The sequence below is a fragment of the Rubrivivax albus genome, from assembly GCF_004016515.1.
GTDB classification, from domain to species: Bacteria; Pseudomonadota; Gammaproteobacteria; order Burkholderiales; family Burkholderiaceae_C; genus Rubrivivax; species Rubrivivax albus.
This window is the reverse complement of the sequence record NZ_SACT01000001.1, coordinates 1,304,974-1,328,136: the sequence shown is the minus strand read 5'-3', so window position 1 is coordinate 1,328,136 and position 23,163 is coordinate 1,304,974. Positions and strand designations below refer to the sequence as shown.

The window sequence follows — 23,163 nt, the reverse complement described above, 5'->3', positions numbered from 1 at the left end:
CCGCGGACACTGGCAAGACCCCGGGATCCCGTCATGACCACCTTGCCCACCGCCCCCATCGCCGTCGAGTCCGAGTTCAGCTTCTCCGCTGCCGACTTCGAACGCGTGCGCCAGCTGATCTACCAGCGCGCCGGCATCAGCCTGCACGCTGGCAAGCAGGCCATGGTCTACAGCCGCCTGTCCCGCCGCCTGCGGGAGACCGGGCACCGCAGCTTTGCCGACTACCTGCAATGGCTGGAGCGCGCCCAGGGACCGCAGGCCGACGCCGAATGGCAGGAGTTCGTCAACTGCCTGACCACCAACCTGACGGCCTTTTTCCGCGAGGAGCACCACTTCCACGCCTTGGTGCAGGACCTGCATGCGATGTCGGCCCGGCGTGCAGGCAAGCCCATCCGCATCTGGTGCAATGCCGCCTCCACCGGCGAGGAGCCCTATTCGCTGGCCATGACGGCGCTGGAGGCTCTGGGCGCCCAGGCACCGGTGCGCATCCTGGCCAGCGACATCGACACCAAGGTGCTGGAGACTGCCCGCCGCGGCGTCTACGCCGCCGACAGCCGCGGCCTGGAGCCGGAACGGCTGAAACGCCACTTCCTGCGCGGCACCGGTACCAACGCCGGCCACATCCGGGCGCGCCCTGAGCTGGCCCGGCTGCTGGACTTCCGCCCGTTCAACCTGATGTCGCCCAGCTGGAGCAGCCTGGGTGACCCATTCGACATCGTGTTCTGCCGCAACGTGATGATCTATTTCGACAATCCCACGCAGCGCAAGGTGCTCGAGCGCATGCATGCGGTGATGAACCCGGGCGGGCTGCTCTACGTGGGCCACTCGGAGAACTTCACCGAGTCGCGCGACCTCTTCCGCCTGCGCGGCAAGACCATCTACGAGAAGGTCTGACGCACGCTCGCCGGACACCTCAAGTCTCACGGCCCGCGGCCGACATCCAGACATGACCTCCGTGGCCCCCCTCGCCGCGCCCCGCCCTGCGCTGGGCAGCACGCCGCGCCTGCAGCGGCTTAAGTCCGCCTCACGGCGGCCCGGCGAGGCGTCGTTCTTCTTCTACGACGCCCACTTCAAGAACGAGGCGGTCAAGATCCTGCCCGGCGAATACTTCGTGCACGACGAGGACATCCTCATCATGACCACGCTGGGCTCGTGCATCGCCGCCTGCATCTGGGACCGCCAGCTGCGCATCGGCGGCATGAACCACTTCATGCTGCCCGAGGGCAGCGGTACCGGCGCCGACGCCGGCCGCTACGGCAGCTACGCTATGGAACTGCTGATCAACGAGCTGGTCAAGCGCGGCGCCACGCGCTCGACGATGGAGGCCAAGGTCTTCGGCGGTGGCGCGGTGATCAGCGGCATGAACAGCATCAACGTGGGCGAGCGCAACACCAAGTTCGTGCTCGACTATCTGTCCACCGAGCGCATCACCGTCGTCTCCAAGGACGTGATGGATGTCTACCCGCGCAAGGTGTGCTTCCTGCCGCACAGCGGCAAGGCCATGGTCAAGCGCCTGGCCGCCACCAACACCGACGCCCTGCTGGCCCAGGAGCGCGCCGCAGCGGCCAAGCCGGTGCCCGCCGCATCCGCGGCCGGCTCGGTGGACCTGTTCTGAACAGAGGAACCCATGGCGAAGACCCGCGTCATCGTCGTCGACGACTCGGCCCTCGTGCGCGGGTTGCTGTCGGAGATCATCAATCGCCAGCCGGACATGCAGTGCATCGGCGCCGCAGCCGACCCGCTGGTCGCGCGCGAGATGATCCGCAACCTCAACCCGGACGTCATCACGCTGGACGTGGAGATGCCGCGCATGGACGGCATCGACTTCCTCTCGCGGCTGATGCGGCTGCGGCCGATGCCGGTGGTGATGGTCTCCACGCTGACCGAGCGCGGCGCCGAGGTCACGATGAAGGCGCTGGAGCTGGGCGCGGTGGACTTCGTCGCCAAGCCCAAGATCGGCGTGTCCGACGGCCTGCGCCAACTGGGTGAGGACATCACCGACAAGATCCGCACGGCCGCACGTGCCCAGGTACGCCGGCTGTCGGCGCCGGCGCCTGCAGCGCCAGGCACGGTGGCGGCCAAGCCGGCGCCGTCGTCACTCGGTCGTCTGTCGACGGAGAAGATACTCTTCATCGGCGCCTCCACCGGCGGCACCGAAGCCACCCGCGAGGTGCTGGTGAACCTGCCGGCCGACTTCCCGGCGGTGATGATCACCCAGCACATGCCGCCCGGCTTCACGAAGAGCTATGCCGCGCGGCTGGACAGCCTGTGCCGCATCAGGGTCAAGGAGGCCAGTGACGGCGAACGGGTGATCCCGGGCCACGCCTACATCGCCCCGGGCGGGCTGCACCTGTCGGTGGAACGCTCGGGCGCCAACTACGTGGCCCGCGTCCGCGACGGCGAACCGGTCAACCGCCACAAGCCCTCGGTGGAGGTGCTGTTCGACTCCGCCGCACGCGTGGTCGGCCCCAACGCCCTGGGCGTGATGCTCACCGGCATGGGCGCAGACGGCGCGCGTGCGATGAAGACCATGCGCGACGCCGGCAGTTGGAACGTCTGCCAGGACGAGGCCAGCTGCGTGGTCTTCGGCATGCCGCGCGAGGCTATCGCCCACGGGGCGGCGCACGAGGTGATGCCGCTGACGCGCATTGCGCCGGCACTGATCGAGCGCCTGCGCAGCACCGCCGGGCTGCACACCAGCCGGGTCTGACGGCAAACGCAGGAGACCGCGCCCGGCGTCGGCACGCCGGTCCGGTCGTCGCCGACCCCAGGCGTGGCCCCCGTCGCCGGCGAACGCCTGCCCCCCCGTGAGTCCGGGGAGCAGCCTGTGCGCCCCGCTGTCGTGGCGGCCGACGCCTGCGATGATGCGCGCCGCACGCTGCCATGGCCGACCGGACCGCCCCACTTCCCTGGCGTCTTCGCCTGCTCGGCACATTTGCCCTCGAGCGCGGAACGCAACGCCTGACGCGCTTGCACAGTCGCGCCGCGGTGCTTCTGCTGGCACGCCTGGCGCTGGAGCCACACGTTGCGCACGCGCGTGAGATGCTGGCCGAGTGGCTGTGGCCACACGCCGACGCCGCCACCGGTCGCGCACGCCTGCGGCAGACGCTCAGCACGCTCAAGGCCACGCTGGAACGCCCGGCCGATGGCACACGTTCGATCGCCATCCTGGCCGACCGGCTGACGCTGCAGCTGGCACCGGGTGCGGTCGTCTGCGACGTTGTGCGATTCGAATCCGCAGCCCGCGACGGTGACCGGGCCGCTGCGGCAGCGGCCTGGGGTGGCGAGTTGCTGCCCGGCCACTACGACGAATGGGTGCTGGACCTGCGCCGGCGCTTACAGGCCCTTGTCGACAGGCTGGATCTCGAGGCCCACTCGATGCGTTGCAGCGAGCCTCCATCCAGGGGCCCGAGCACCGCCCCGGACGATGGCCTGCCCCAATACCTGACGCCGCTGATCGGCGGCGAGTCGGCCGTGCGCGCCCTGGCTGACGCTGCGGCCAAGACGCGCTGGCTCGTCGTCCTCGGCCGTGGCGGCCTGGGCAAAACCCGCCTGTCGGTGCAGGCCGCACGCAGCCTGCTCGCCGACGGGCAGATTGATACCGCACGGTTCGTGGCCTGGGCCGGCTGCACGACGGTCCACGACGCAGTGTCCCGGGTGCGCCTGGCGTTGACCCAGGGCAGCGCGCCAGCGGCGCATGCGCGGGCCGACACCGCCGCCCTGCTCGATGCAGCGGCCGACATGGCGATGGTGGCACTGGCGGGTCGCCGAGCGCTCCTGCAGTTGGACAATGCCGAACAGTTGCCGGACGCCGCGCTGGCGCTGGTGCCTCGCCTGCTCGCACGCCTGCCAGGCTTGCGCGTCATCGTCACCACCCGCCGCGCCCTGGCGACCGACGGTGCCCGCACCTGGTGTCCCCGGCCGCTCCCCGCGGACGGCCCGGCCAGCGCGGCACTGCAGTTGTTCATCGACCGCGCGCGTGCCGTAAGGCCGGACTTCCAGTGCCACCCGGGGAACGAAGCGGCCATACGGTCGATCTTGCGCAGGCTCGAAGGCCTGCCGCTGGCCATCGAGCTGGCGGCCGCCAAGGTGCGCATGTTGCCGCCCGCCCAACTGGCCGAACACCTGGACGAAGAGGGGGCCGAACGTTGGCGCCTGTTGGCCCGGCGCGGCCCCGGTGTGATGGACGAACCCCGTCATGCGTCGCTCGATGCGGTGGTGGCCACGAGCCTGGCGCTGCTGACGCCTGCCGCGCGGCGTCTGCTGGACCTGATGGCCTCGGCCCGGGCACCGGTGTGCCTGGCGCTGGCGCAGCATCACCCGGCGGCGAACCCGCCGGTGGAGCCGGCCTGGCAAGAACTGGTGGCCGACAGCCTGCTGGTAGAGGCCGGGGACGATGGCCATGGCCGCTGGTGCACACTGCCCGAGCCGGTACGCGATCTGGTGCTCGAGCCTCTGGCCGACCCCGAAGTGGCCACCCTTCAGGCAGGCTGGGCCGACGCGCTCGCGTCCTGGGCCGGCACCCTGGCACCTGCCTGGCCGCTGCCGCGGGTGGAGCAGGCGCTGCCGCTGCTGCTGTCGCTGCTGGCGGACACCAGCCTGGCGGCCGACGACGCAGAGCAGCGCACCCGGCACCTGATGCTCGCCTTCGCGCCGGCCTGGCAGGAACGCCATCCGCCGGCCTCGGCCCTGGACGCGCTCGACCGTGCCGTGGACGGCATGGCCACGCGTCCGCAACCCGGGCAGGACAGCGCCGTGGCCGCCGCGGCCACCGTGCTGGCCACGAGCCTGGACCTCGCTGCAGGGCGCGGTGCCCGTGCCCGCGAGCTCGCGAGTCGGATCGACCTCGACGCACTGGAGCACGCGCCCGCCCGCGCTCAGGCACGGCTGCTCCAGGCCCGCGTGGCCTGGCGCGTGGACGCCGACGCCGTCGGCGCCCGCGCCCGACTGGCCCAGGCGCGAACCGAAGCGCCCGATCATCCGGCCACGATGGCGGCACTGCTGAGCCTGGAGGCCACGCTGGCCAACGAGGCCGACCGCGATCCAGCGCGCGCCGCAGACGCCTATCGGATGGCGCTGCACTGGCTGGCCGCCGAACCCCGGGCCCATGCCCATGCCCGGCGGGGCCTGCGCTACAACGTCGCCATCACGGCGATTTACCACGGCAATGCCGGCACCGCGCTGCCCGACCTGGCAGCGTTGGCCACCGAGGCACGTGCAGTCGGCGACCGCCACCTGCTGTCGCAGGTGCTCAACGCCACCGGCAGTGCGCTGGATCTGCTGGGCCGCACGGCCGACGCAGAACAGGCGACGCGGGCCGCACTGACCGAGGCCTGGGCCACCCTGGAGACCGAGAACGTGCTCTACGCGCTGTGGAACCTGGGCCCGCTGGCGCTGGCGCAAGGCGATGCGCGGCGCGCGGCACGCCTGATGGGCTTTGCCGACCGCTTCTGGCGCATGCACTTCGGGGCGCTGGCGGCGCAGGATGCGCGCGACGTGGCGCGAACGCGCCGCCGCTGCCGCCTGCAACTGGGGCGTGAAGCCGGCCAGCGGGCGTGGGACGAGGGCGCAGCGCTGCCACTGGCCAGCGCCGTGTCGCTGGCGCTGGCTTGACGGCGCTCAGGCAGAGGTGCGGCGCCGGCGGGCCATCCAGCCCAGCGTGGCCAGTCCGGCTGCCAGCAAGGCGCCCGTGGTCGGCTCCGGGATGGGCGCGGAGAAGGCGTCGGCGCTGATGCTGAGGTTGTCCACCGCGTAGCTCGCGCCGGGCACGAACCCGTTGAAGGTGTAGCTCGACAGGGAGAGCCGCATGTCGCGCGTCTCGGTGGTGTCGGCGAGCGTGACCCACTCGCTGCCGGCCAGGAACTGCAGGCGAAGCTGCTCGCCGCTGCGCCACAGGCGCACCGTGCCACCGTCATCCAGGGGGTTGAACGGGCCGAAGCTGCAGCAGGCGCCGGCCGCGGCCGCGTACAGGTACTGCTCCTGGGCATAGCCGATGGTGGAGCCGAAGGCCGGACCTTCGCCCACCGGCGTCACGCTGAGCCCGAAGCGGTCGCCGCCGCCGAAGGTCGACGACCAGCCGGTGACGTCGTAGTCCATCCGCACGTCGAAGTCCCCCTGCAGCAGTGGCGCCAACGTCAGCAAGGCGTTGCCGCCATTGCCGCGCACGAACACCAGCCGGCCCTCGTCGACGAACCAGGTGTTGCCGGCGTCGTCCAGTGTCCAGAGCGACGGGTTCAGGCTGCCGTCGAAGTCCTCCAGGAGGCTGGCGGCGTGTGCGCCCGTGGCCAGGGACAACAGCGCGACGGCCAGGGCTGCGCGTGGCGAGTGTGGCGTGGTGGTGGGCATCGTCGACCTGCCTGGTGAAGTTCGGAATGACAGGATGCTGGCCGCCCACCGTTCGGCAAACGTTGCGGAACGCCCCCCGCGTCCGCGGGGTCCCAGTCACAGGAACAGCTGCTGCAGGTCCGACAGAAAGTCGAAGCCACGCGCCGTGGGCCGCGCATGGGTCAGATCCACCGCCAGCAGCCCGCGCCGCTCGGCCTCGGCCAGCGCCAGCTCGATGGCCGACAGCGGCAGCCCGGTGCGCTCTCTGAAGTCCTGCAGCGCAAAGCCTTCACGCAGGCGCAGCGCATTGAGCATGAACTCGAACGGCAGGGCCTCGCGGGCCACCTCGTCCTCGTTGGACAGTGCGCGCCCGGCCAGCGCTTCTGCCATGTAGCGCGCCGGCTCGCGCCACTTCACCTGGCGCACCACGCGGTGCGGAAAGCTCAGCTTGCCATGCGCGCCGGCGCCGATGCCCAGGTAGTCGCCGAACTGCCAGTAGTTCAGGTTGTGCGCGCAGCGGTGGCCGGGCCGCGCGAAGGCCGAGACCTCGTAGCGCTGCAGGCCCACCGTGCCCGTGGTGTCGACGATGAGGTCGAGCATGGCGCTGGCGGTGTCGTCGTCGGGCAGCACCGGCGGCCGGTTGGCGAAGACGGTGTTCGGCTCCAGCGTCAGGTGGTAGATCGACAGGTGCGGCGGCTCAAACGACAGCGCTGTCGCGAGATCTTGCTGCAGCGCCGCTTCGTCCTGGCCGGGCAGCGCGTACATCAGGTCGAGATTGAAGGTGTCGAAGGCATCGGCCGCCTCGGCCACCGCGGCACGCGACTGCGCCCCGTCGTGCACGCGGCCGATGCGTTTCAGCGCCGCGTCGTCGAAACTCTGAACGCCGATCGACAGCCGCGTCACGCCTGCGGCGCGAAAGGCGCGGAAGCGTTCGCGCTCGAAGGTGCCGGGGTTGGCCTCCAGCGTGACCTCGCAGCCCGGCTCCAGCGGCAGCAGGGCGCGCACGTCGGCCAGCAGGCGGTCGATGCCCTCGGGGCTGAACAGGCTGGGGGTGCCGCCACCGATGAACACGCTGTGGATGCGCCGGCTCCAGACCAGGGGCAGCGACTGTTCCAGGTCCGCACGCAACGCATCGAGGTAGCGCGCCTCGGGCAGATCGCCCTTGGACTCGTGCGAGTTGAAGTCGCAGTAGGGGCACTTGCGCAGACACCAGGGCAGGTGCACGTAGAGCGACAGGGGCGGCGGCGCGCCCAGCTGCAGCGTGCCCGGGCGCAGGTAGTGCTCCACGGCTGTCTGACCGGCGCGCGAGCCTAAAGGCCCCAGGCCTGCTGCATCAGCGTGCGCATCTGCTGCGCCGCCAGCGCCCGGTGGCTGTGCCGGTTCTTCACGTCGGCCGGCAGTTCGGCCACGCTGCTGCCGAGTGCAGGAATCCACATCAGCGGGTCGTAGCCGAAGCCGCCCTGCCCGCGTGGCGCCGCCAGGATCTCGCCCTCCCAGCGGCCGAAGGCGATCAGCGGCTCCGGGTCGTCGGCGTGGCGCAGTGCCACCAGCACGCTGACGAAGCGCGCGCGCCGGTCGGCCTGGCCCGCCAGTCGTTCGAGCAGCCAGGCGTTGTTGGCGGCATCCTGCACGCGCCGCGTGGCTTCGCGATCGCCCTGCGCCGGCACCACGCCGGCGGCATGGGCCGACACCACGCCGGGCGCACCGCCCAGCGCCGAGACGCACAGTCCGGAGTCGTCGGCGATGGCCGGCGCCTGGGCGGCGCGCGCGGCATGGCGGGCCTTGGCCAGCGCGTTCTCGACGAAGGTGAGGTGGGGTTCCTCGGCTTCCGTCACGCCCAGCGCGCCCTGCGCCACCAGCGCCAGCGGCAGGCCATCGAACAGCACCTGCAGTTCCGCCAGCTTCTTGGCGTTGTTGGACGCCAGCACCAGGCGCATGGCCGCCGCCGCGGTGTTCAGGCGGCCAGCGCTGCGCGCTGCAGCGCCACCAGCTCGCGAATGCCCTGGTCGGCCAGGCCCAGCAGGGCATCCATCTCGGCCCGCGTGAACGGCGTGCCCTCGGCCGTGCCCTGCACCTCCACAAAGCCGCCGCTGCCGGTCATCACCACGTTCATGTCGGTGTCGCAGCCGGCATCTTCCACGTACTCGAGGTCGAGCATCGGCGTGCCCTGCACGATGCCCACCGACACGGCAGCGACGGCGTCGCGGATGGGGCTGGCGGTGATGCGGCCCTGGTCGAGCAGCCAGCGCACTGCGTCGGACGCCGCCACCCAAGCCCCGGTGATGGCCGCGGTGCGTGTGCCGCCGTCGGCCTGCAGCACGTCACAGTCGAGGTGGATGGTGCGCTCGCCCAGCGCCGACAGGTCGAACACCGCGCGCAGCGAGCGCCCGATCAGCCGCTGGATCTCCTGCGTGCGGCCGCTCTGCTTGCCGCGTGCGGCTTCGCGGTCGCTTCGGGTGTGGGTGCTGCGCGGCAGCATGCCGTATTCGGCCGTCACCCAGCCCTCGCCGCTGCCGCGCTTGTGCGGCGGCACGCGCTCCTCCACCGACGCGGTGCAGAGCACCTTGGTGTCGCCGAAAGCGACCAGCACCGAGCCTTCGGCATGCATGGTGTAACGGCGAAGAAGCTGCACAGGGCGCAGCGCATCGGCGCGGCGGCCCGCGGTTCGTTCAAACATCGGTGGTCCTATTTGCGCTTCTGGGACGAGCGCTGGATGGCTTCGTTGATCTCGCGGATCGAACGTTCGATCTCGGCTTCGTCGAGGTCGTCCGCCGCGTCGCCCAGGCTGGCCTGGATGGTGGATGCGAAGACCTCGTCGCCGAGATCCTTGGTGGACACCTGGGGCACGGCGTCGGTGTCCTCGGCCGACTCCCACTCGACGGCGAGCACGGTGACGTTGTCGCTCTTGGCACCGGCCGTGCGCAGGGCTCGCTCGACCAGTTCCGGTACCGCATCGGCGATCGGCCGCGACGCCAGCTGCTCGGTGATGTCGCCGTCGCTGACGCTGCCCCAGAGGCCGTCGGAACACAGCAGCACGCGGTCACCAGGCTGCATCAGCAGCGGCCCGGCGGTGTCGACCACCGGCTTGCCCGGACTGCCCAGGCAGGTGAAGAGCACGTTGCGGTTGAAGCGCTCGCCCATCGGCACCACCTGCGAGAGCGTCTCCTGCAGTTCGCTGTAGGAGTGGTCCCGCGTGCGGGCGATGAGCTTGTCACCGCGCACCAGGTAGAGCCGCGAATCGCCGCAATGCGCCCAGTAGGCCGTCTTGCCCTGCAGCAGGCAGGCCACGACCGTGGTGCGCGGCGTGTCCATCAGCGCACGCTCGGTGGCATAGCGCAGCAGCTGGTGGTGGCCCGCGATGATGGCTTCCTGCAGGAAGCGCAGCGGGTCGGCCAGCACCGGCTTGGCCTCCTTCTGGAAGCGGGCGGCCAGGGTCTGCAGCGCGAGCTGGCTGGCGACCTCGCCCTCCGGGTGCCCGCCCATACCGTCGGCCAGCGCGAACAGGCCCGAATCCCGCGTGTAGCAGTAGCCCATGCGGTCTTCGTTCTTTTCCCGGCCGCCCTTGCGCGAGACCTGATAGACGGCAAACCTCATCCGCGTCGCCTCGACGTTCGGCCTGCCGCTTCGGGCAGCACGGGGGTGGTCCCGGGCTGGCGCACCGGGCGGATCGAACGCAGGCGCCCCATGCTCAGGCTTTCTGACCGTTCTTGAGGGTTTCGATCTGCAGCTTCAGCCGTTCACTGAAGCTGAGCTTGGTGTAGCGGCGCTCGGTCTCGCGGCTGAGTTCCTTCTGCAGCGCGAACACGCTCTGCGGCCGGCTCAGCGGGTCGAGCGACATGCACCATTCCGTGACCTCGATCAGGTTGTCGGAGTACACGTTGCGCAGGCGGGAGAGGCTCAGCGCCAGTCGATCCTTTTCGAGCCGCTGCGGCGCGTCGTTGGGCGGGTAGCCCTGCATGCAGGCGTAGATGCAGGCGCCGATGGCGTAGATGTCGGTCCAGGGGCCCAGCGCCCCATCCCGGCGGTACATCTCCGGTGCAGCAAAACCCGGCGTGTACATCGGCCGGATGAAGTTGCCTTCCTTGCTCAGCACCTCGCGCGCGGCGCCGAAGTCCAGCAGCACGGCCTTGTTGTCGTTGGTGACGAAGATGTTGGCCGGCTTGATGTCCAGGTGCAGCATCTTGTGCTGGTGCACGATGCGCAGGCCACGCAGGATCTCGTCGAACAGGCTGCGGATGGTGCTCTCGCGGAATACCTTGTCGCGCTTGAGGTCGCGCGCGGTGACGATGAAATCCTGCAGCGTGTCGCCCTGCAGGTAGTTCATCACCATGTACACGGTCTCGTTCTCGCGGAAGAAGTTCAGCACCGAGACCACGCTCGGATGGCTGATCTGCGCGAGGCTGCGCCCTTCCTCGAAGAAGCTCTTCAGGCCCAGGCGGTACAGCGGCTGCTTGTCGGGCTTGATGGTGGGCTTGAGTTCACCGGCACGCCGGTCGGCCAGCGACGCGGGCAGGTACTCCTTGAGCGCCACCAGGTGCCGCTGCTCGTCCTCCGCCAGGTAGACCACGCCGAAACCACCTGCGGCCAGCTTCTTGACGACCGTGTAGCCGCCGACCACGGTGCCGGCGGGCAACGGGGCTGGTTTGGTCTTGGGCGGCGACATAATGACTGGTTTGGACGTGGAATCAGCGATGGCAGTCTACAGCATGACCGGTTACGGAAGCGCCTCCAGCGGGGCGCCTGCGACCGGCCCATCTGGGGATGGCGCAGGCGGCGTGACCGTGGACATCCGCTCGGTCAACGGCCGCTTCCTGGACCTGGTCCTGAGGCTGCCGGACGACCTGCGGGGGCTGGAACCGGCGCTGCGCGAACTGCTCGGCGGCGCCGTCCGGCGCGGCAAGATCGAACTGCGCCTGAACGTTCAGAAGGATGCCGACGCCGGATGGCCTCAGCCTTCGCCGGACCAGCTCAGCCGGCTCTCCCAGCTGGAGTCCGGTGTGCGCTGCTGGCTGCCGACGGCGGTCCCGCTGTCGGTGCACGAGGTGTTGCAGTGGTGCCGGGGCGGCACCCCGGCCGCGAAGCAGGACGGGGCCGCGATGGCGGCGGCGCGCCTGGCCGTGGCCGACTTCGTGGCCGCGCGTGAACGCGAAGGCGCCCGGCTGGCGACGCTGCTGCGCGATCAGATCACGCACCTGCGCACGCTGGTGGCGCAGGCCGAACCCCTGATCCCGGACGTCGTGGCACGGCAGCAGCAGCGTTTCCTGGACCGCTGGAACGAGGCCCTGGCCCAGGCCAATGGTGGCGCTGCCGTATCGGCCGAGGCGATTCAGGAGCGTGCGCTCAACGAAGCGACGGCATTCGCCATCCGCATCGACGTGGCCGAGGAACTCGCGCGGCTGCGGTCCCACCTCGACGAGGTCGAGCGCCTGCTCGACCGCGGCGGCGAACTCGGCAAGCGGCTGGACTTCCTGATGCAGGAACTCCACCGCGAGGCCAACACGCTGGGCAGCAAGTCCGCCGCGCTGGAACTGACCAACATCTCGGTGGACATGAAGGTGGCCATCGAGCAGATGCGCGAACAGGTGCAGAACATCGAGTAGCCGGGGCAGAAGACCCTGGACCCGCAGCGGCAGCCACCAACGGCAGCCAAGTCAGGAAGTTGCAACGTGTGGCGGGGTCGCGACCCGGCGCCTTGGCCTCACTCCCACTCTATTGTCAACAGGCAGGCGCTTCTCATAGGCAAGAGCCGAGCTTTGTTGGCCGGAAATCGGTCGGATACCGACATCGCGACCGTCGCGCGGCGATGCATGACAACGGTCGTCCTGATGACCTGGGGCGATGAGGACCGCTTCTGGCATGGCGGCAAGGCGAAACATGCCGTTCTGGCGCAAGGTTGACGGTATCGGAACTGCCGTCCCGCGAGCCAATGACGGTATCGCGAGCAGGCGCCTTTCTCGAAGGACAAGCTGAGCCTAAGGTCGAAGGCCCGTGACAGGTCCCGGCGCGATGTCCGGCGGTCGTCATTCCCGATGAGCCTGTGCATGACGCCAGCCGAGTTCGGCCAACGGCCGAACACGTGCGGCAGCGGCAGTGGCACGGGTGTTGGATGCTGTGCCTTGCCGTGCGCGATGGGCGACGCCTTGCAGGATCGACGCCACCCGGAAGAGGTTGTAGGCCAGGTAGTAGGACCAGTCGTGGCGGATCGCGTCCGCATCCCACGCCATGCGCCGCGCATAGGCCTGCACGTACGCCGCTTCGCTTGGGATGCCTTCGGTCAGTGGATCCAGGCCCAGCAGCCCGCGGCCCTCCGCGTGCGGGATGTGCCAAGCCATACAGTGGTAACTGAAATCGGCCAGCGCATGGCCGCGGGTGGACAGTTCCCAATCCAGCAAGGCCACTACCCGCGGTTCGCTCGGGTGGAAGATCAGGTTGTCCAGGCGATAGTCGCCGTGCACGATGGCCTCTGCCTGCGTGCTGTGCGCGCTTTCTGGTAGGTGTGCCGGGAGCCAGTCCATCAGGCGATCCATCGCGACGATCTCTTCGGTCGTCGTCGCCCGGTACTGGCCGCTCCAGCGTTCGACCTGCCGCGCCACGTAACGCTCGGGCCGCCCGAAATCCTGCAGGCCAAGCCCCACGGCGTCCAGCCGGTGCAGTGATGCGAGCACGCGATTCATCTCGTCGTAGACGGCCGCTCGTTGAGGGGCAGGCAGATCGGTCAGCGTCTGATCCCAGAAGACGCGGCCTTCGACATGCGCCATGATGTAGAAGGCCCGACCGATGACGGCCTCGTCCTCGCACAGCGCATGCACGCGAGGCACGGGCACCTCGGTCGGCGCCAGCGCCTGCATCACCCTGAACTCACGCTCGATCGCATGGGCCGTCGGCAGCAGGCGCGCCGCCGGCGCGGGTTTGGCGCGCAGCACGTAGCGACGCGTCGGTGTCTGCAGCAGGTAGGTCGGATTCGACTGCCCGCCGTCGAACTTCCGCACCGTCAGCGGCCCGCCGCAGCCGTCGACGTGGTCGCGCATCCATCGCGCAAGTGCCGATGCGTCGAGGCGATGCCCTTGCTCGGCCAGGTCGACCGATTCGGTTCGAGGCTGCACGGGCTGCCGCCGGCAGTTGCCCGAGATCAGCGCTCGACGATCACGACGTCCTGCCCGTCGGCGACGCCGTCGCCTTCGGTGACGCGGACCTCACGCACGGTGCCGGCGCAGGTCGCGGTGATGGGAATCTCCATCTTCATCGACTCGATGAGGATCAACGTATCGTCGGCGGCAACCTGCGCGCCGGGCGCCACCAGCACCTGGAACACGGTGCCGGTGACTTCTGAACGGATGGTTTCGAGGGCCATGGAGACTCCTGAAGGTGGACGAACCGTCTGACCCGACTCAGGCGGGCGATACGCCCGGCCACGCAGTCGGGGCGAGGCGATACAACGCGACAGCGTTGTCCACCAAGACCTGCCGGCGCGCGTGCGGATCCGGCAGCCAGTCGTGGAGCAGCGCCAGCAAGTCCGCATAGGGCGGCGCGGGCGCCTGCAGATTGACGTGCGGCCAGTCGGATCCCCACAGCACGCGCTCAGGCGCGTGCTGTGCCAGGGCACGTGCCAGGGGCGTCACGTCGCCGTACGGATAGGTGGTGGTCTGCGACAGGCGCATCGGCGCCGACAGCTTGACCCAGACATGGCCTCGGTCGAGCAGGCGGCGCAGGCAGTCGAACGCAGGGTGCCGCGTGCCGATGGCGGCCGGGATGCGCGCCATGTGATCGATCACGAGCGGCACTGGCAATGCCTGCAGTTCGGCCTCCAGCATCAGGAGCTGATCGGCCTCCACATGCAGTTGCGCATGCCAGCCACGCTCGGCCAGGCAGGCCACCCACTGCGGCTGCAAGGCCATGCCGGCTCGTGCCGTGCGGGTGTACGAAAACCTCAGCCCACAGACCCCCGTCCGATGCCATGTGTCGAGCTCGTGCGCCGCAGGTTGTTCGAGGGGTGGCAGTACCACGCCTCGAAAGCGTGTCGGGTGCTGCGCCAGGGCGTCCAGCGTGCGCCGGTTGTCCCGACCGCTCACCGCGGCGTGCACGATCACCGCATGCTGGAGGCCGGCAGCGTCCATGCAGGCCAGCAGATGGTCCGGTCTATCGTCCGGCACGGCATACGGCGCGTCGGCGTCGACGGGGTACCGCGCCAGCGGCCCGAACACGTGTACATGCGAGTCGCAGGCACCCCGGGGCACCCAGGTCTGCAGGGGTGCCTGCGGGGTCACTTGTTCGTGCTCGCCGCGCCGGTCGCCTGGATCAGCTTGCCGTAGCGCGCGTATTCGCTGTTCACAAAAGCGGCGAACCCCGCCGCCGGCAGGTAGCCTTGCGGCACCCGCAGATTGCGCAGGATCTGCTCAAACTCGGGGGTGTGTGTCGCCGCGGCGCAGGCATTCGACAGCCGATCGACGATGGCCGCCGGCGTGCCCTTGGGCACGATCAGGCCGCCCCAGCCCGCCGAGTTCAGCGTGTAGCCTTGCTCCTTGAAGGTCGCCACATCGGGCAGCGCCGGGTTGCGCTCGCTCTGCAGAATGCCCAGTGCTCGCAGACGTGGCGCCAGTTGCACGTAGGTCTGCACGCCGGCCACCCAGCCGGTGATCTCGCCCCCCAAGGCAAGGCGAGCCGCATCGGAGTCGCCCTTCGACGGCACGTGCAGCCACTGGAAGCCGGCCAGCTGGCCGAACTCGACGGCCGCCAGATGCGGCAGCGAACCGATGCCGGTGGACGACATGACCACCTTGTCGGGGTTGGCCTTCGCGAAGTCGACGAACTCCCTGAGCGTCTTGAACGGCGAGCTTTCCGGCACCACCAGCACCTGCGGCGTGACATGGGTGCGGCAGACGTAGGTGAAGTCGTCGACGCCGTAGCTCAGCTTGGCCATGTGCGGCTGGGTCGTGAGCGGCCCCACCGTGGTGATGCCGATGGTGCGGCCGTCGGGTGCCGCGCGGGCCACCCGCGCGGTGCCGATCGTGCCGCCAGCACCCGGCATGTTCATGATGACCAGCGCTTCGCCCCCAAGGGAGTCCTTCATCCCGTTCTGCAGCGCACGCGCGATCGGATCGACGCTGCCGCCTGGGGGAAAGGGCACGATCAGCTCGATGTTGTTCCCGGCGGTTTGCGCACCAGCGCCAATGGCGAGGGTGCATGCAATGGCCAACAGGGCGGTCTTGAGGCAGCCGACTTTCATCCAACGTCTCCTTTCATGGTTGTGCCCGCCCGGCAGGACGGGTGGCTTGCAGCACTTCATAGGCGTCTTCGATCCAGTCGCACAGGATCGACCGCGTCTCCCGGGGGTCGATCACGTCCAAGATGCCGAACTTCTCGGCCGTGCGGAACGGCGAGGCGAGGCGGTGGTAATAGGCTTCGATCTCGTCGCGCCTGGCCGCAGGGTTCTCGGCCTGCGCGATCTCGGCGCGGTAGGCCGCGGCAACGCCGCCTTCGATGGGAATCGATCCCCATCTCGCGGATGGCCACGCAAAGCGGTGGTTCAGCTGCGGGAAGAACTTAGGCGCGTGCAGACCGCCCGCCATGCCGAAGGCGCGGCGCATGATGATCGACACCCACGGCACGCGGATGGTCTCGATGGTGGTCATCACGCGCACGGCACCGAGCAGGGTGCCAGCCAGTTCGGCCTCCGGGCCGGTGGCGTTGCCCGGCTGGTCGACCAGGTTCACCACGGGCAGGCCGAACGTGTCGCAGAGCTTGGCCAGTCGTTCGACCTTCCACGCGGCCGCCAGCGTCATGGCGCCGCCGGCCACCCGCGGGTCCCCGCACATCAACGCGATCGGATAGCCGTCCAGCCGAGCCAGCCCGGTGATGATCGAGCCACCCTGGTAGCGGCCGATCTCGAAGAAGGAACCCGCATCGACGATCGACGCAATGATCCGGCGCGCGTCGAAGACCCGACGCCGGTCCTTCGGGATGGCGTTCTTCAGCCAGTCGTCCGCGCGGTCCGGGTCGTCGCTGCAGGCCTCGCGCCGCGGAAGGGCGGCTGCATGCTGTGGCAGATACGACAGGAAGCGACGCACCTGCTCGAAGGCATCCTCCTCCGACGTAGCTTCGTTGTGCACCAAAGCGCTGCGGCGATGCACCTGATAGCCACCGAGTTCGTTTTTTTCGATCTCGATGCCATAGGCCTGCTTGACCACGGGCGGCCCGGCTGCGAACACCTGGGCCTGGTCGCGCACCATGACCGAGAAGTGCGTCAGCAGCACCTTCATGGCCCCGAGGCCGGCGCACGAGCCCAGCGCGACGCCGACGACCGGCACCGTTCGAAGCAGTTCCACCACCGGCCAGTTCGGGTATCCCGGAATCTTGCTGCTGCCCTGTTGCTCCAGGAGCTTGACGCTGCCACCGGCGGTGTCCACCAGACGTATCAGCGGCAAGCGCATCGTCATCGCCATGCGCTCGGCATAGATCCACTTGTCGGAGATGGTGGCTTCCGACGAACCGGCGCGCAGCGAGTAGTCGTCGGCCGAGGCCACGACCTTGCGGCCGCCGACGCGGCCCGTGCCGATGATCGCGTTGACCGGGCTCTGGGCGATGAACCTGCCCTGCGCGTCGTAGCTCGCCTTGCCGGCAATGCGGCCCATCTCGCGGAAGCTGCCGTCGTCCAGCAACACGTCGAGCCGCTCGCGCGCGTTCATCCGCCCCATGGACTTCATGCGCGCGAGGGCGTCCTCACCGCCCATGGCCCTGGACTGCTGTCGACGGGCGGCCAGTTCCTGCAGTTCCTCGGCCCACTCGCCGTCGGGGGGGAACTCCTGCTGTTTCAAGCGCTTCATCGTGTCGGCTCGGCTACGGTGCCGCGATCCATCAGTTGGTCGATCCGTGCATCGTCCAGACCCAGTTCGGCGAGCACGCGCCGGGTGTCGGCACCGGTGTCGGGGCCGGTGTGGCGCACCACGCCCGGCGTGCGTGACAGCCTAGGCACGACGCCGATCTGGGTGGTGTGACCCAGCTTGGGATGCGGCACCTGCAGCAGCATCTGTCGCGCCGCGTAGTGCGGATCCTGGTAGATGTCCGCGATGGTGTAGATGCGCGACGTGGGCACACCGGCGCCGCGGAGCAAGAGCTCCAATGCCGCGCCCTCGTGGCGCGACGTCCATTCGCCGATGTGCGCGTCCAGCGCCTTCATGTTCGCGGCGATGCCGCGTGCCTTGATGGTCGCGAAACGGGCGTCACTCAACAGTTCGGGCATCTGCATCAATGCGACCAGTCGGCCATAGACGGCGTCGCTGTTGGCCGCGATCAGGATCCAGCCACCGTCACCGGTCGGGTACAGGCTGTTGGGCGCCATCGTCGGCAGGTTGGGCCCCACGCGCGCCGGCACGAAGCCGGTCTTCTCGTAGGTGGGCACGTAGGACTCCATCTGCGAGAACGCGGTCTCGTACAGCGCGGCATCCACCACTTGACCCAGGCCGCTGCGCTGGCGTTCGTGCACCGCCACCAGCGCACCCATGGCGGCATACACGGCGGTCAGGTAGTCGGTGGTCGCCAGGGCCACCCGCGCCGGCGGACGGTCGGGGTCGCCCGTCATGTGCCGCACGCCGCCGAAGGCTTCGCAGATCGCGCCGTAGCCGGGCCGATCGGAGTAGGGGCCATCCTGCCCGTAGCCGCTGATGCGCACCATGATCAGCCTGGGGTTCAGCGCGGCCAGCGTGTCGTAGCCCAACCCCAGGCGTTCCATGACCCCGGGGCGATTGTTCTCGACCAGGATGTCGGCACGCCGGATCAGTTCGAGCGCGATGTCGCGCCCCTGCGGCGTCTTCAGATCGAGGGCGACCGAGCGTTTGCCACGCATCAGGCTCGCGGCGTAGAGCGACACGTCCTCGACGTGGAAGCCCATCTGCCGCGCCCCGTCGCCTTGCAGTGGTTCGACCTTCGTCACTTCGGCACCGAAATCCGCCAGCAGCCGAGCGCAGGCCGGGCCGGCGATCGTGCTGCAGATCTCCACCACCTTCAGGTCCTGCAACGGGCCTACTGGTTGTGGTTGTGTCACTGCCAATTGCGAGTTCTCCACGATGCAAGCACTCCTGGCGAGGCGGCTGCCGCGGTGGGTCGCGATGCCGTCTCGATTTCAGTCTAGGAAGAACTGGCTGATCCGTGAAACTCGAACTGTCGATGGACTTATCGATGAGATCGATAGATCTAGGTGGCTGTCCGTGAGCTGGAAGAAGGCGCTGCACGCTGAAGCCGCAGTGAAGCCGGACCTACACCCGGGCTCGCGTGTGTCAACATGCCAATAGGCGATGGTCCGTGCTGAAAGCAGGAGGCACGCGTGCTGGCGACGTGCGCAATCGAGCCCGGGTAGCCGGCAGCGGTCGGGGAAACTTGCGCCGTGGATGGGCTGATACAAGAGCGCCATGAACTTCTCGATCCGTCAGTTGCATGCGTTCCTTGCACTGGCCGAAACGCGCAACTTCACGCGCGCGGCGGCCAAGGTGCATCTATCGCAACCTGCGTTGAGCGCGGCGATCCGGTCATTGGAGGACAGCGTCGGCGCGCGGCTGTTCCATCGTGACACCCGCCACGTCGACCTGACGGCCGAGGGGCAAGCGTTCGAAGGTGCGGCCCGGCGCATCGTGCGCGAGGTGGATACCGGTCTGGACGGCGTTCGCGACGTGCTGGAGCGGCGACGCGGCAAGGTGGCCGTCGCGCTGCTGCCTTCGCTGGCCGCTGGCTGGCTGCCGCCGATCCTGGCGCTGTTCTGCGAGCGCTACCCCGACATCGAAGTGAAGGTCGACGATCTGCTCTCCGAGGCAGCCCAGGCGCGTGTGCTGGAGGGTCACGCCGACTTCGCGATCGTGGCCACCCCGCTCAATGAAGCCATGCTCGAGACGACGGAGTTCTGCAGCGACCACTTCGAACTCGTGTGCCGCCATGAACACCGCCTGGCGGCCTCGGACCACATCGCGCTGAAGGATCTTGCAGGCGAGCGGTTCATCTACCAGGTTCGCCACAGCATCGTCGGGCGCTACCTGGCCTCCAAGCTGCCTGCACATCAACCGCGCCAGACGATGGAGGTGCACCAGCTCGCCACCGTGATCGGCATGGTGCGCGCCGGGATCGGCATTGCGGCGATCCCCGAACTGAACCTCTACGACTTTCACCATCACGACCTGGCGCGCCGAAAGTTGCGGCTGCCGGGTCTCGTGCGACGACTGCATGTCGTGCAACCAAGGGGACGAACCCTGTCCTCCGCGGCCCAAGCATTGCTCGATCTGTGTGAGGTGCACAGGCCGCAGGCAAAGCTGCGTCGCTGATGAACACAACCGTGCGAACGTTCCTCGAAGGCTCGGGGCCGTGAGTCATGCGCGTGGCAATGGTACGCAGCATCTCGCTTGGCGAAGGACGGACAGAAGCCCTGGTCGAGCGCGCGTGGTGTCAATGTCACCGGCAGCCCACCGGGTCCTGGTCAGCCGTTTCCTGGCGCGGTGCCGAGGTCAAATCCGTCGACGCGCCCGCGTCATCACGCGGACCGCGGCTCACGTGCCGAAGCGTCGCGCCAGCGCCATGCGGTCCACCTTTTCCACCGAGGTGCGAGGCATGACGTCGATCAGGGTCACGGCCTTGGGCACCTTGTAGTTGGCCAGCCGTTCGCGGCACCACGCCAGCAGCTCCGCGGGGTCCAATGCCCCGCGGGGTTCGATGAAGGCATGGCCAACCTGGCCCCAATGTGCGTCGTCGACGCCGAGTACCGCGGCGGCGCGCACGTCCGGGTGCGTCTCGAGCAGCATCTCCACCTCGCGCGGGTAGACGTTGTAGCCGCCGGACTTGTACATATCCTTGCTCCGGCCGCGGAAAACCAGCCAGCCGTCGGGCCGCAGCAGGGCGCGGTCGCCGGTGCGCAGGTAGCCGTCGGCGGTGAAGGCCTCGGCGGTCGCCGTGGGGTTGTCCAGGTAGCCAGCGAACGGGTGCGGCAGGCGCACCTGCACCTCGCCTTCGCTGCCGGCGGGCAGCGGCTGGTCCTGCGCGTCGGCGATGCGCAGCTGCAGGCGCGGGTCGGGTCGGCCCGTGGTCTCCAGCAGCAACGCGGTGTCGCGCGTCGGCGGTGAATAGACGATGGGCCCGTTGCTCTCGGTCATGCCGTACTGCTGCGAGCACTGCGTCGCCGGCATGGCGACCAGCAGCTGCCGCAGCACCTCGGGCTGGATCGGCCCGGCCCCCCAGCCGACGAACTTCACCGACTGCAGCGGGGTGTGGGCGAAGTCGGGATGCGCCACCAGGCGCGCCAGCATCGGTGGCACGCCGCCCAGCACGTCCAGCCTCTCCTGCGCCACCGCGGCCAGCGTGGCCGCGGGGTCGAACTGCTCGCGCATCACCAGCAGGCCGCCGGCCACCAGCGACACCCCGATGCCGCTGGCCAGCGCGCCGATGTGGTTGACCGGCAGGTCCAGCATCTGCCGCACGTGCGGGATCGGACGCCGGTCGTGGTGCAGCGTGTGGGCCCGAAAGGCGAGCCCGGCGTGCGTGATCAGGGCGCCCTTCGGCCGGCCGGTCGAGCCGGACGTGAAGATCACGACCGCAGGTGACTGAGGGTCGAGCCGGGCCGTGGCGGCGACCCAGTGTGCGAGCGCCGAGTCGTCGTCGATGGCCGGCGGCAGGTCGCCTTCACCGAAGGCGGGGCCGAAGCGCAGCGTGGGCAGGCGCAGCGCGTCGGCGTGCGCCTCGAGGTCGGGCGTCATGTCACGGGCACCGTCGCGCACCACCGAGAGCAGCGCCTTGGGCCGGGTGTCGTCCAGCAGCTGGCGCTGTTCGTCTCGCCGGTAGCGGGGGTTGAGCCCGACGGGCACGGCACCGACCAGCCAGCAGGCCAGCAGGGCGATCACCGCTTCGGGCCGTGGCGTGAACATCGTGGCCACCCGGTCGCGTGGCTGCACGCCCAGGGCCTGCAGGCGGTCGGCGAGCGCGCTGGCCCGGGCCGCCATGGCGCGGTAGGTCAGCCGCACGTCGCCGAAGGCCATGGCCTCGAGGTCGCGCCCCGGTGCCAGCCAGGGCTGCACGGCATGCAGCAGCGACGGTGGCGGCGCGGGCACGGTCGCGGACACGGTCTCTGATGGCGCCATCATGCGGTGGCCTGGCTGGCGCGCATGGCGGCATCGCCCTGGACCACGTGCCAGGCGTCCTCGATCCAGTCGCACAGCACCATGCGGGTCTCGCGTGGGTCGATCACGTCGAGCACGCCGAACTTCTCGGCCGTGCGCATCGGCGAGGACAGGTTCAGGTAGTGGCGCTCCAGTTCGGCGCGGCGGGCAGCGGGGTCGGGCGCGGCCTCGATCTCGGCCTTGTGGGCCGCCATGACACCACCTTCGATGGGGATCGAGCCCCAGCGCGCCGATGGCCAGGCGAAACGGTGGTTCAGCCGGTCACCGCCCTTCGGGCCATGCAGCGAGCCGGCCATGCCGAAGCAGCGCCGCATCAGGATGGACACCCACGGCGAGCGGCAGCCGGCCAGCGTCTCGCCCACGCGCACCGCTCCCAGCAGCGTGGCCGCGAGCTCGGCCTCCGGGCCGGTGGCGTTGCCCGGCTGGTCCACGAAGTTCACCACCGGCAGCCCGAACTGGTGGCACAGCCGCACGTGGCGCTCCATCTTCTGCGCCGACTGCACCGTCATCGCCCCGCCCTGCACCTTCGGGTCGTTGGCCAGCACGCCCACCGGCACGCCGTTGAGGCGGCCGAGCATGGTGACCACCGACCCGGCCTGCCAGCGGCCGATCTCGAACAGGCTGTCGCGGTCCATCACGGCGGCCACGATGCGGCGTGGGTCGTGGATCTTGCGCCGGTCGTGGGGAATGGCGTCCTTCAGCCAGTCGTCGGCGCGGTTGGGGTCGTCGTCGCAGGCCGTCACCGGCGGCAGCTCGTACACGCTGCGCGGCAGGTACGACAGGAAGCGGCGGGCCTGCGCCAGCGCGTCGGCCTCGTCCACCGCCTCGTTGTGCACCATGGCGCTGCGGCGGTGCACCTTCCAGCCGCCGAGGTCGTTCTTGTCGATCTCCACGCCGTAGGCCTGGCGCACCACGTGCGGCCCGGCGGCCATGACCTGGGCCTGGTCGCGCACCATCACCGAGAAGTGCGAGCTCAGGACCTTGATGGCGCCCTGGCCCGCACAGGCCCCGAGCGCCACGCCCACTACCGGCACCGTGGCCAGCAGCTCGTGGGTCGGCCAGGTGGTGTACTCCGGCAGCTTGGTGCCGCCGATCTGCAGCAGGAGCTTGACGCTGCCGCCGGCCGAGTCCACCAGCCGCACCAGCGGCATGCGCAGCTGGTAGGCCAGGCGCTCGATGTAGATCCACTTGTCGGCGATGGTCGCTTCGGAACTGCCGGCGCGGATCGTGTAGTCGTCGACGTGCAGCGCCACCTTGCGGCCGTCGAGGCGGCCAGTGCCAATGATGGCGTTGGTGGGGTCCACGTGGGTGAACCGGCCGTCGGCGTCGTAGTGGCCCTTGCCGGCCAGTGCGCCCATCTCGTGGAAGCTGCCCGGGTCGACCAGGGCCGCGATGCGCGCTCGGGCGTCCATGCGGCCACTGGCGTGGAACCGGGCCAGCGCCTCGGGCCCGCCCATGGCCAGTGCGGCGTCGCGCCGGGCCTGAAGCTCCTGCAGCTCGGCAGCCCATTCGCCGCCGGGTTCGAATCGCTGGTCCCAGCGCACGGTCTTGCTCATGTCGGGTCTTCCAGGGTGGCGCACGCGCTGTCGCCGGGGTCTGTGACCTGGGGCGGTGCCGCCCCGGTCAGGGTCGACGCATTGAAGCATCCACCTCTAGAAATTGTCAACAATCACAACGTTGACGCAAACCCGAGGTC

Annotated in this window: 20 protein-coding genes; 6 read left to right on the top strand and 14 right to left on the bottom strand. The window is 69.5% G+C overall.

Annotated elements, in window-relative coordinates:
- Positions 1-33 precede the first annotated feature (33 nt).
- The 4 genes from ENE75_RS06125 (at position 34) to ENE75_RS06110 (ending at position 5,613) form a co-directional block, all read left to right on the top strand.
- Positions 34-894: a CheR family methyltransferase gene (locus ENE75_RS06125; protein WP_233258935.1), complete on the top strand. Its 861-nt coding sequence runs from the start codon at positions 34-36 to the stop codon at positions 892-894.
- A 52-nt stretch (positions 895-946) separates the two neighbouring features.
- Positions 947-1,615, top strand: a complete 669-nt coding sequence (gene cheD, locus ENE75_RS06120; protein WP_128196622.1) for a chemoreceptor glutamine deamidase CheD — start codon at positions 947-949, stop codon at positions 1,613-1,615.
- Between the two features lie 12 nt (positions 1,616-1,627).
- Positions 1,628-2,710: a protein-glutamate methylesterase/protein-glutamine glutaminase gene (locus ENE75_RS06115; protein WP_128196620.1), complete on the top strand. Its 1,083-nt coding sequence runs from the start codon at positions 1,628-1,630 to the stop codon at positions 2,708-2,710.
- A 260-nt stretch (positions 2,711-2,970) separates the two neighbouring features.
- Complete coding sequence (locus ENE75_RS06110) at positions 2,971-5,613, top strand: ATP-binding protein (RefSeq protein ID WP_158288869.1); 2,643 nt, start codon at positions 2,971-2,973, stop codon at positions 5,611-5,613.
- 6 nt (positions 5,614-5,619) lie between these two features.
- Here the strand turns inward: ENE75_RS06110 and ENE75_RS06105 are convergent, their stop codons facing one another.
- From ENE75_RS06105 to ENE75_RS06080, 6 genes are all read right to left on the bottom strand, one after another.
- Positions 5,620-6,345 (bottom strand): PEP-CTERM sorting domain-containing protein, encoded by a 726-nt coding sequence (locus tag ENE75_RS06105; RefSeq protein ID WP_128196616.1) that lies wholly within the window; start codon positions 6,343-6,345, stop codon positions 5,620-5,622.
- Between the two features lie 96 nt (positions 6,346-6,441).
- The gene (hemW, locus tag ENE75_RS06100) at positions 6,442-7,647 is read right to left on the bottom strand and encodes a radical SAM family heme chaperone HemW (RefSeq protein ID WP_375138469.1); all 1,206 of its coding nucleotides are present in this window, start codon (positions 7,645-7,647) and stop codon (positions 6,442-6,444) included.
- Entirely contained in the window at positions 7,635-8,261 is a 627-nt protein-coding gene (locus ENE75_RS06095) for a non-canonical purine NTP pyrophosphatase (RefSeq protein ID WP_128196612.1), read from the bottom strand. Before ENE75_RS06095 ends, hemW begins: the two co-directional genes overlap by 13 nt.
- Before the next feature lie 17 nt (positions 8,262-8,278).
- On the bottom strand, positions 8,279-9,001 hold the full coding sequence (rph, locus tag ENE75_RS06090) for a ribonuclease PH (protein ID WP_128196609.1): 723 nt from the start codon (positions 8,999-9,001) through the stop codon (positions 8,279-8,281).
- Between the two features lie 8 nt (positions 9,002-9,009).
- Positions 9,010-9,918: a PP2C family protein-serine/threonine phosphatase gene (locus ENE75_RS06085; RefSeq protein WP_128196607.1), complete on the bottom strand. Its 909-nt coding sequence runs from the start codon at positions 9,916-9,918 to the stop codon at positions 9,010-9,012.
- A gap of 94 nt (positions 9,919-10,012) precedes the next feature.
- The gene (locus tag ENE75_RS06080) at positions 10,013-10,987 is read right to left on the bottom strand and encodes a serine/threonine protein kinase (RefSeq protein WP_128196605.1); all 975 of its coding nucleotides are present in this window, start codon (positions 10,985-10,987) and stop codon (positions 10,013-10,015) included.
- Positions 10,988-11,015: 28 nt separating this feature from the next.
- Here ENE75_RS06080 and ENE75_RS06075 point away from each other — a divergent pair, with 28 nt between their 5' ends.
- A complete protein-coding gene (locus tag ENE75_RS06075; RefSeq protein WP_199232215.1) occupies positions 11,016-11,924 on the top strand; it encodes a YicC family protein in 909 nt (302 codons plus the stop codon).
- A gap of 420 nt (positions 11,925-12,344) precedes the next feature.
- Here ENE75_RS06075 and ENE75_RS06070 read toward each other — a convergent pair whose 3' ends face one another.
- From ENE75_RS06070 to ENE75_RS06045, 6 genes are read right to left on the bottom strand one after another with little or no spacing between them, the layout of a single operon-like run.
- Positions 12,345-13,427, bottom strand: a complete 1,083-nt coding sequence (locus tag ENE75_RS06070; protein ID WP_233258934.1) for a phosphotransferase — start codon at positions 13,425-13,427, stop codon at positions 12,345-12,347.
- Positions 13,428-13,453: 26 nt separating this feature from the next.
- Entirely contained in the window at positions 13,454-13,675 is a 222-nt protein-coding gene (locus tag ENE75_RS06065) for a biotin/lipoyl-binding carrier protein (protein ID WP_128196601.1), read from the bottom strand.
- Positions 13,676-13,712: 37 nt separating this feature from the next.
- A complete protein-coding gene (locus tag ENE75_RS06060) occupies positions 13,713-14,558 on the bottom strand; it encodes an amidohydrolase family protein (RefSeq protein WP_259371702.1) in 846 nt (281 codons plus the stop codon).
- Positions 14,559-14,584: 26 nt separating this feature from the next.
- A complete protein-coding gene (locus tag ENE75_RS06055; protein ID WP_158288867.1) occupies positions 14,585-15,547 on the bottom strand; it encodes a tripartite tricarboxylate transporter substrate binding protein in 963 nt (320 codons plus the stop codon).
- A gap of 13 nt (positions 15,548-15,560) precedes the next feature.
- Positions 15,561-17,135, bottom strand: coding sequence for an acyl-CoA carboxylase subunit beta (locus ENE75_RS06050; protein WP_233258933.1), 1,575 nt, complete (start codon positions 17,133-17,135; stop codon positions 15,561-15,563).
- 5 nt (positions 17,136-17,140) lie between these two features.
- Entirely contained in the window at positions 17,141-18,334 is a 1,194-nt protein-coding gene (locus tag ENE75_RS06045; RefSeq protein ID WP_233258932.1) for a CaiB/BaiF CoA transferase family protein, read from the bottom strand.
- 391 nt (positions 18,335-18,725) lie between these two features.
- On the opposite strand from ENE75_RS06045, the gene ENE75_RS06040 reads away from it, so the two are divergent.
- On the top strand, positions 18,726-19,625 hold the full coding sequence (locus ENE75_RS06040) for a LysR family transcriptional regulator (protein WP_128196588.1): 900 nt from the start codon (positions 18,726-18,728) through the stop codon (positions 19,623-19,625).
- A 222-nt stretch (positions 19,626-19,847) separates the two neighbouring features.
- Here the strand turns inward: ENE75_RS06040 and ENE75_RS06035 are convergent, their stop codons facing one another.
- On the bottom strand, positions 19,848-21,410 hold the full coding sequence (locus tag ENE75_RS06035; protein WP_158288866.1) for a class I adenylate-forming enzyme family protein: 1,563 nt from the start codon (positions 21,408-21,410) through the stop codon (positions 19,848-19,850).
- 17 nt (positions 21,411-21,427) lie between these two features.
- Entirely contained in the window at positions 21,428-23,023 is a 1,596-nt protein-coding gene (locus tag ENE75_RS06030; RefSeq protein ID WP_128196584.1) for an acyl-CoA carboxylase subunit beta, read from the bottom strand.
- Between the last annotated feature and the right edge of the window lie 140 nt (positions 23,024-23,163).

Bases quoted from the DNA above. Each gene is read 5' to 3' on its own strand.
- ENE75_RS06125 (WP_233258935.1), top strand. From the start codon at position 34: ATGACCACCTTGCCCACCGCCCCCATCGCCGTCGAGTCCGAGTTCAGC.
- ENE75_RS06065 (WP_128196601.1), bottom strand. From the start codon at position 13,675: ATGGCCCTCGAAACCATCCGTTCAGAAGTCACCGGCACCGTGTTCCAG.
- ENE75_RS06055 (WP_158288867.1), bottom strand. From the start codon at position 15,547: ATGAAAGTCGGCTGCCTCAAGACCGCCCTGTTGGCCATTGCATGCACC.
- cheD (WP_128196622.1), top strand. From the start codon at position 947: ATGACCTCCGTGGCCCCCCTCGCCGCGCCCCGCCCTGCGCTGGGCAGC.
- ENE75_RS06040 (WP_128196588.1), top strand. From the start codon at position 18,726: ATGAACTTCTCGATCCGTCAGTTGCATGCGTTCCTTGCACTGGCCGAA.
- ENE75_RS06075 (WP_199232215.1), top strand. From the start codon at position 11,016: ATGGCAGTCTACAGCATGACCGGTTACGGAAGCGCCTCCAGCGGGGCG.
- ENE75_RS06080 (WP_128196605.1), bottom strand. From the start codon at position 10,987: ATGTCGCCGCCCAAGACCAAACCAGCCCCGTTGCCCGCCGGCACCGTG.
- ENE75_RS06095 (WP_128196612.1), bottom strand. From the start codon at position 8,261: ATGCGCCTGGTGCTGGCGTCCAACAACGCCAAGAAGCTGGCGGAACTG.
- ENE75_RS06085 (WP_128196607.1), bottom strand. From the start codon at position 9,918: ATGAGGTTTGCCGTCTATCAGGTCTCGCGCAAGGGCGGCCGGGAAAAG.
- ENE75_RS06030 (WP_128196584.1), bottom strand. From the start codon at position 23,023: ATGAGCAAGACCGTGCGCTGGGACCAGCGATTCGAACCCGGCGGCGAA.
- ENE75_RS06105 (WP_128196616.1), bottom strand. From the start codon at position 6,345: ATGCCCACCACCACGCCACACTCGCCACGCGCAGCCCTGGCCGTCGCG.
- rph (WP_128196609.1), bottom strand. From the start codon at position 9,001: ATGTTTGAACGAACCGCGGGCCGCCGCGCCGATGCGCTGCGCCCTGTG.
- ENE75_RS06115 (WP_128196620.1), top strand. From the start codon at position 1,628: ATGGCGAAGACCCGCGTCATCGTCGTCGACGACTCGGCCCTCGTGCGC.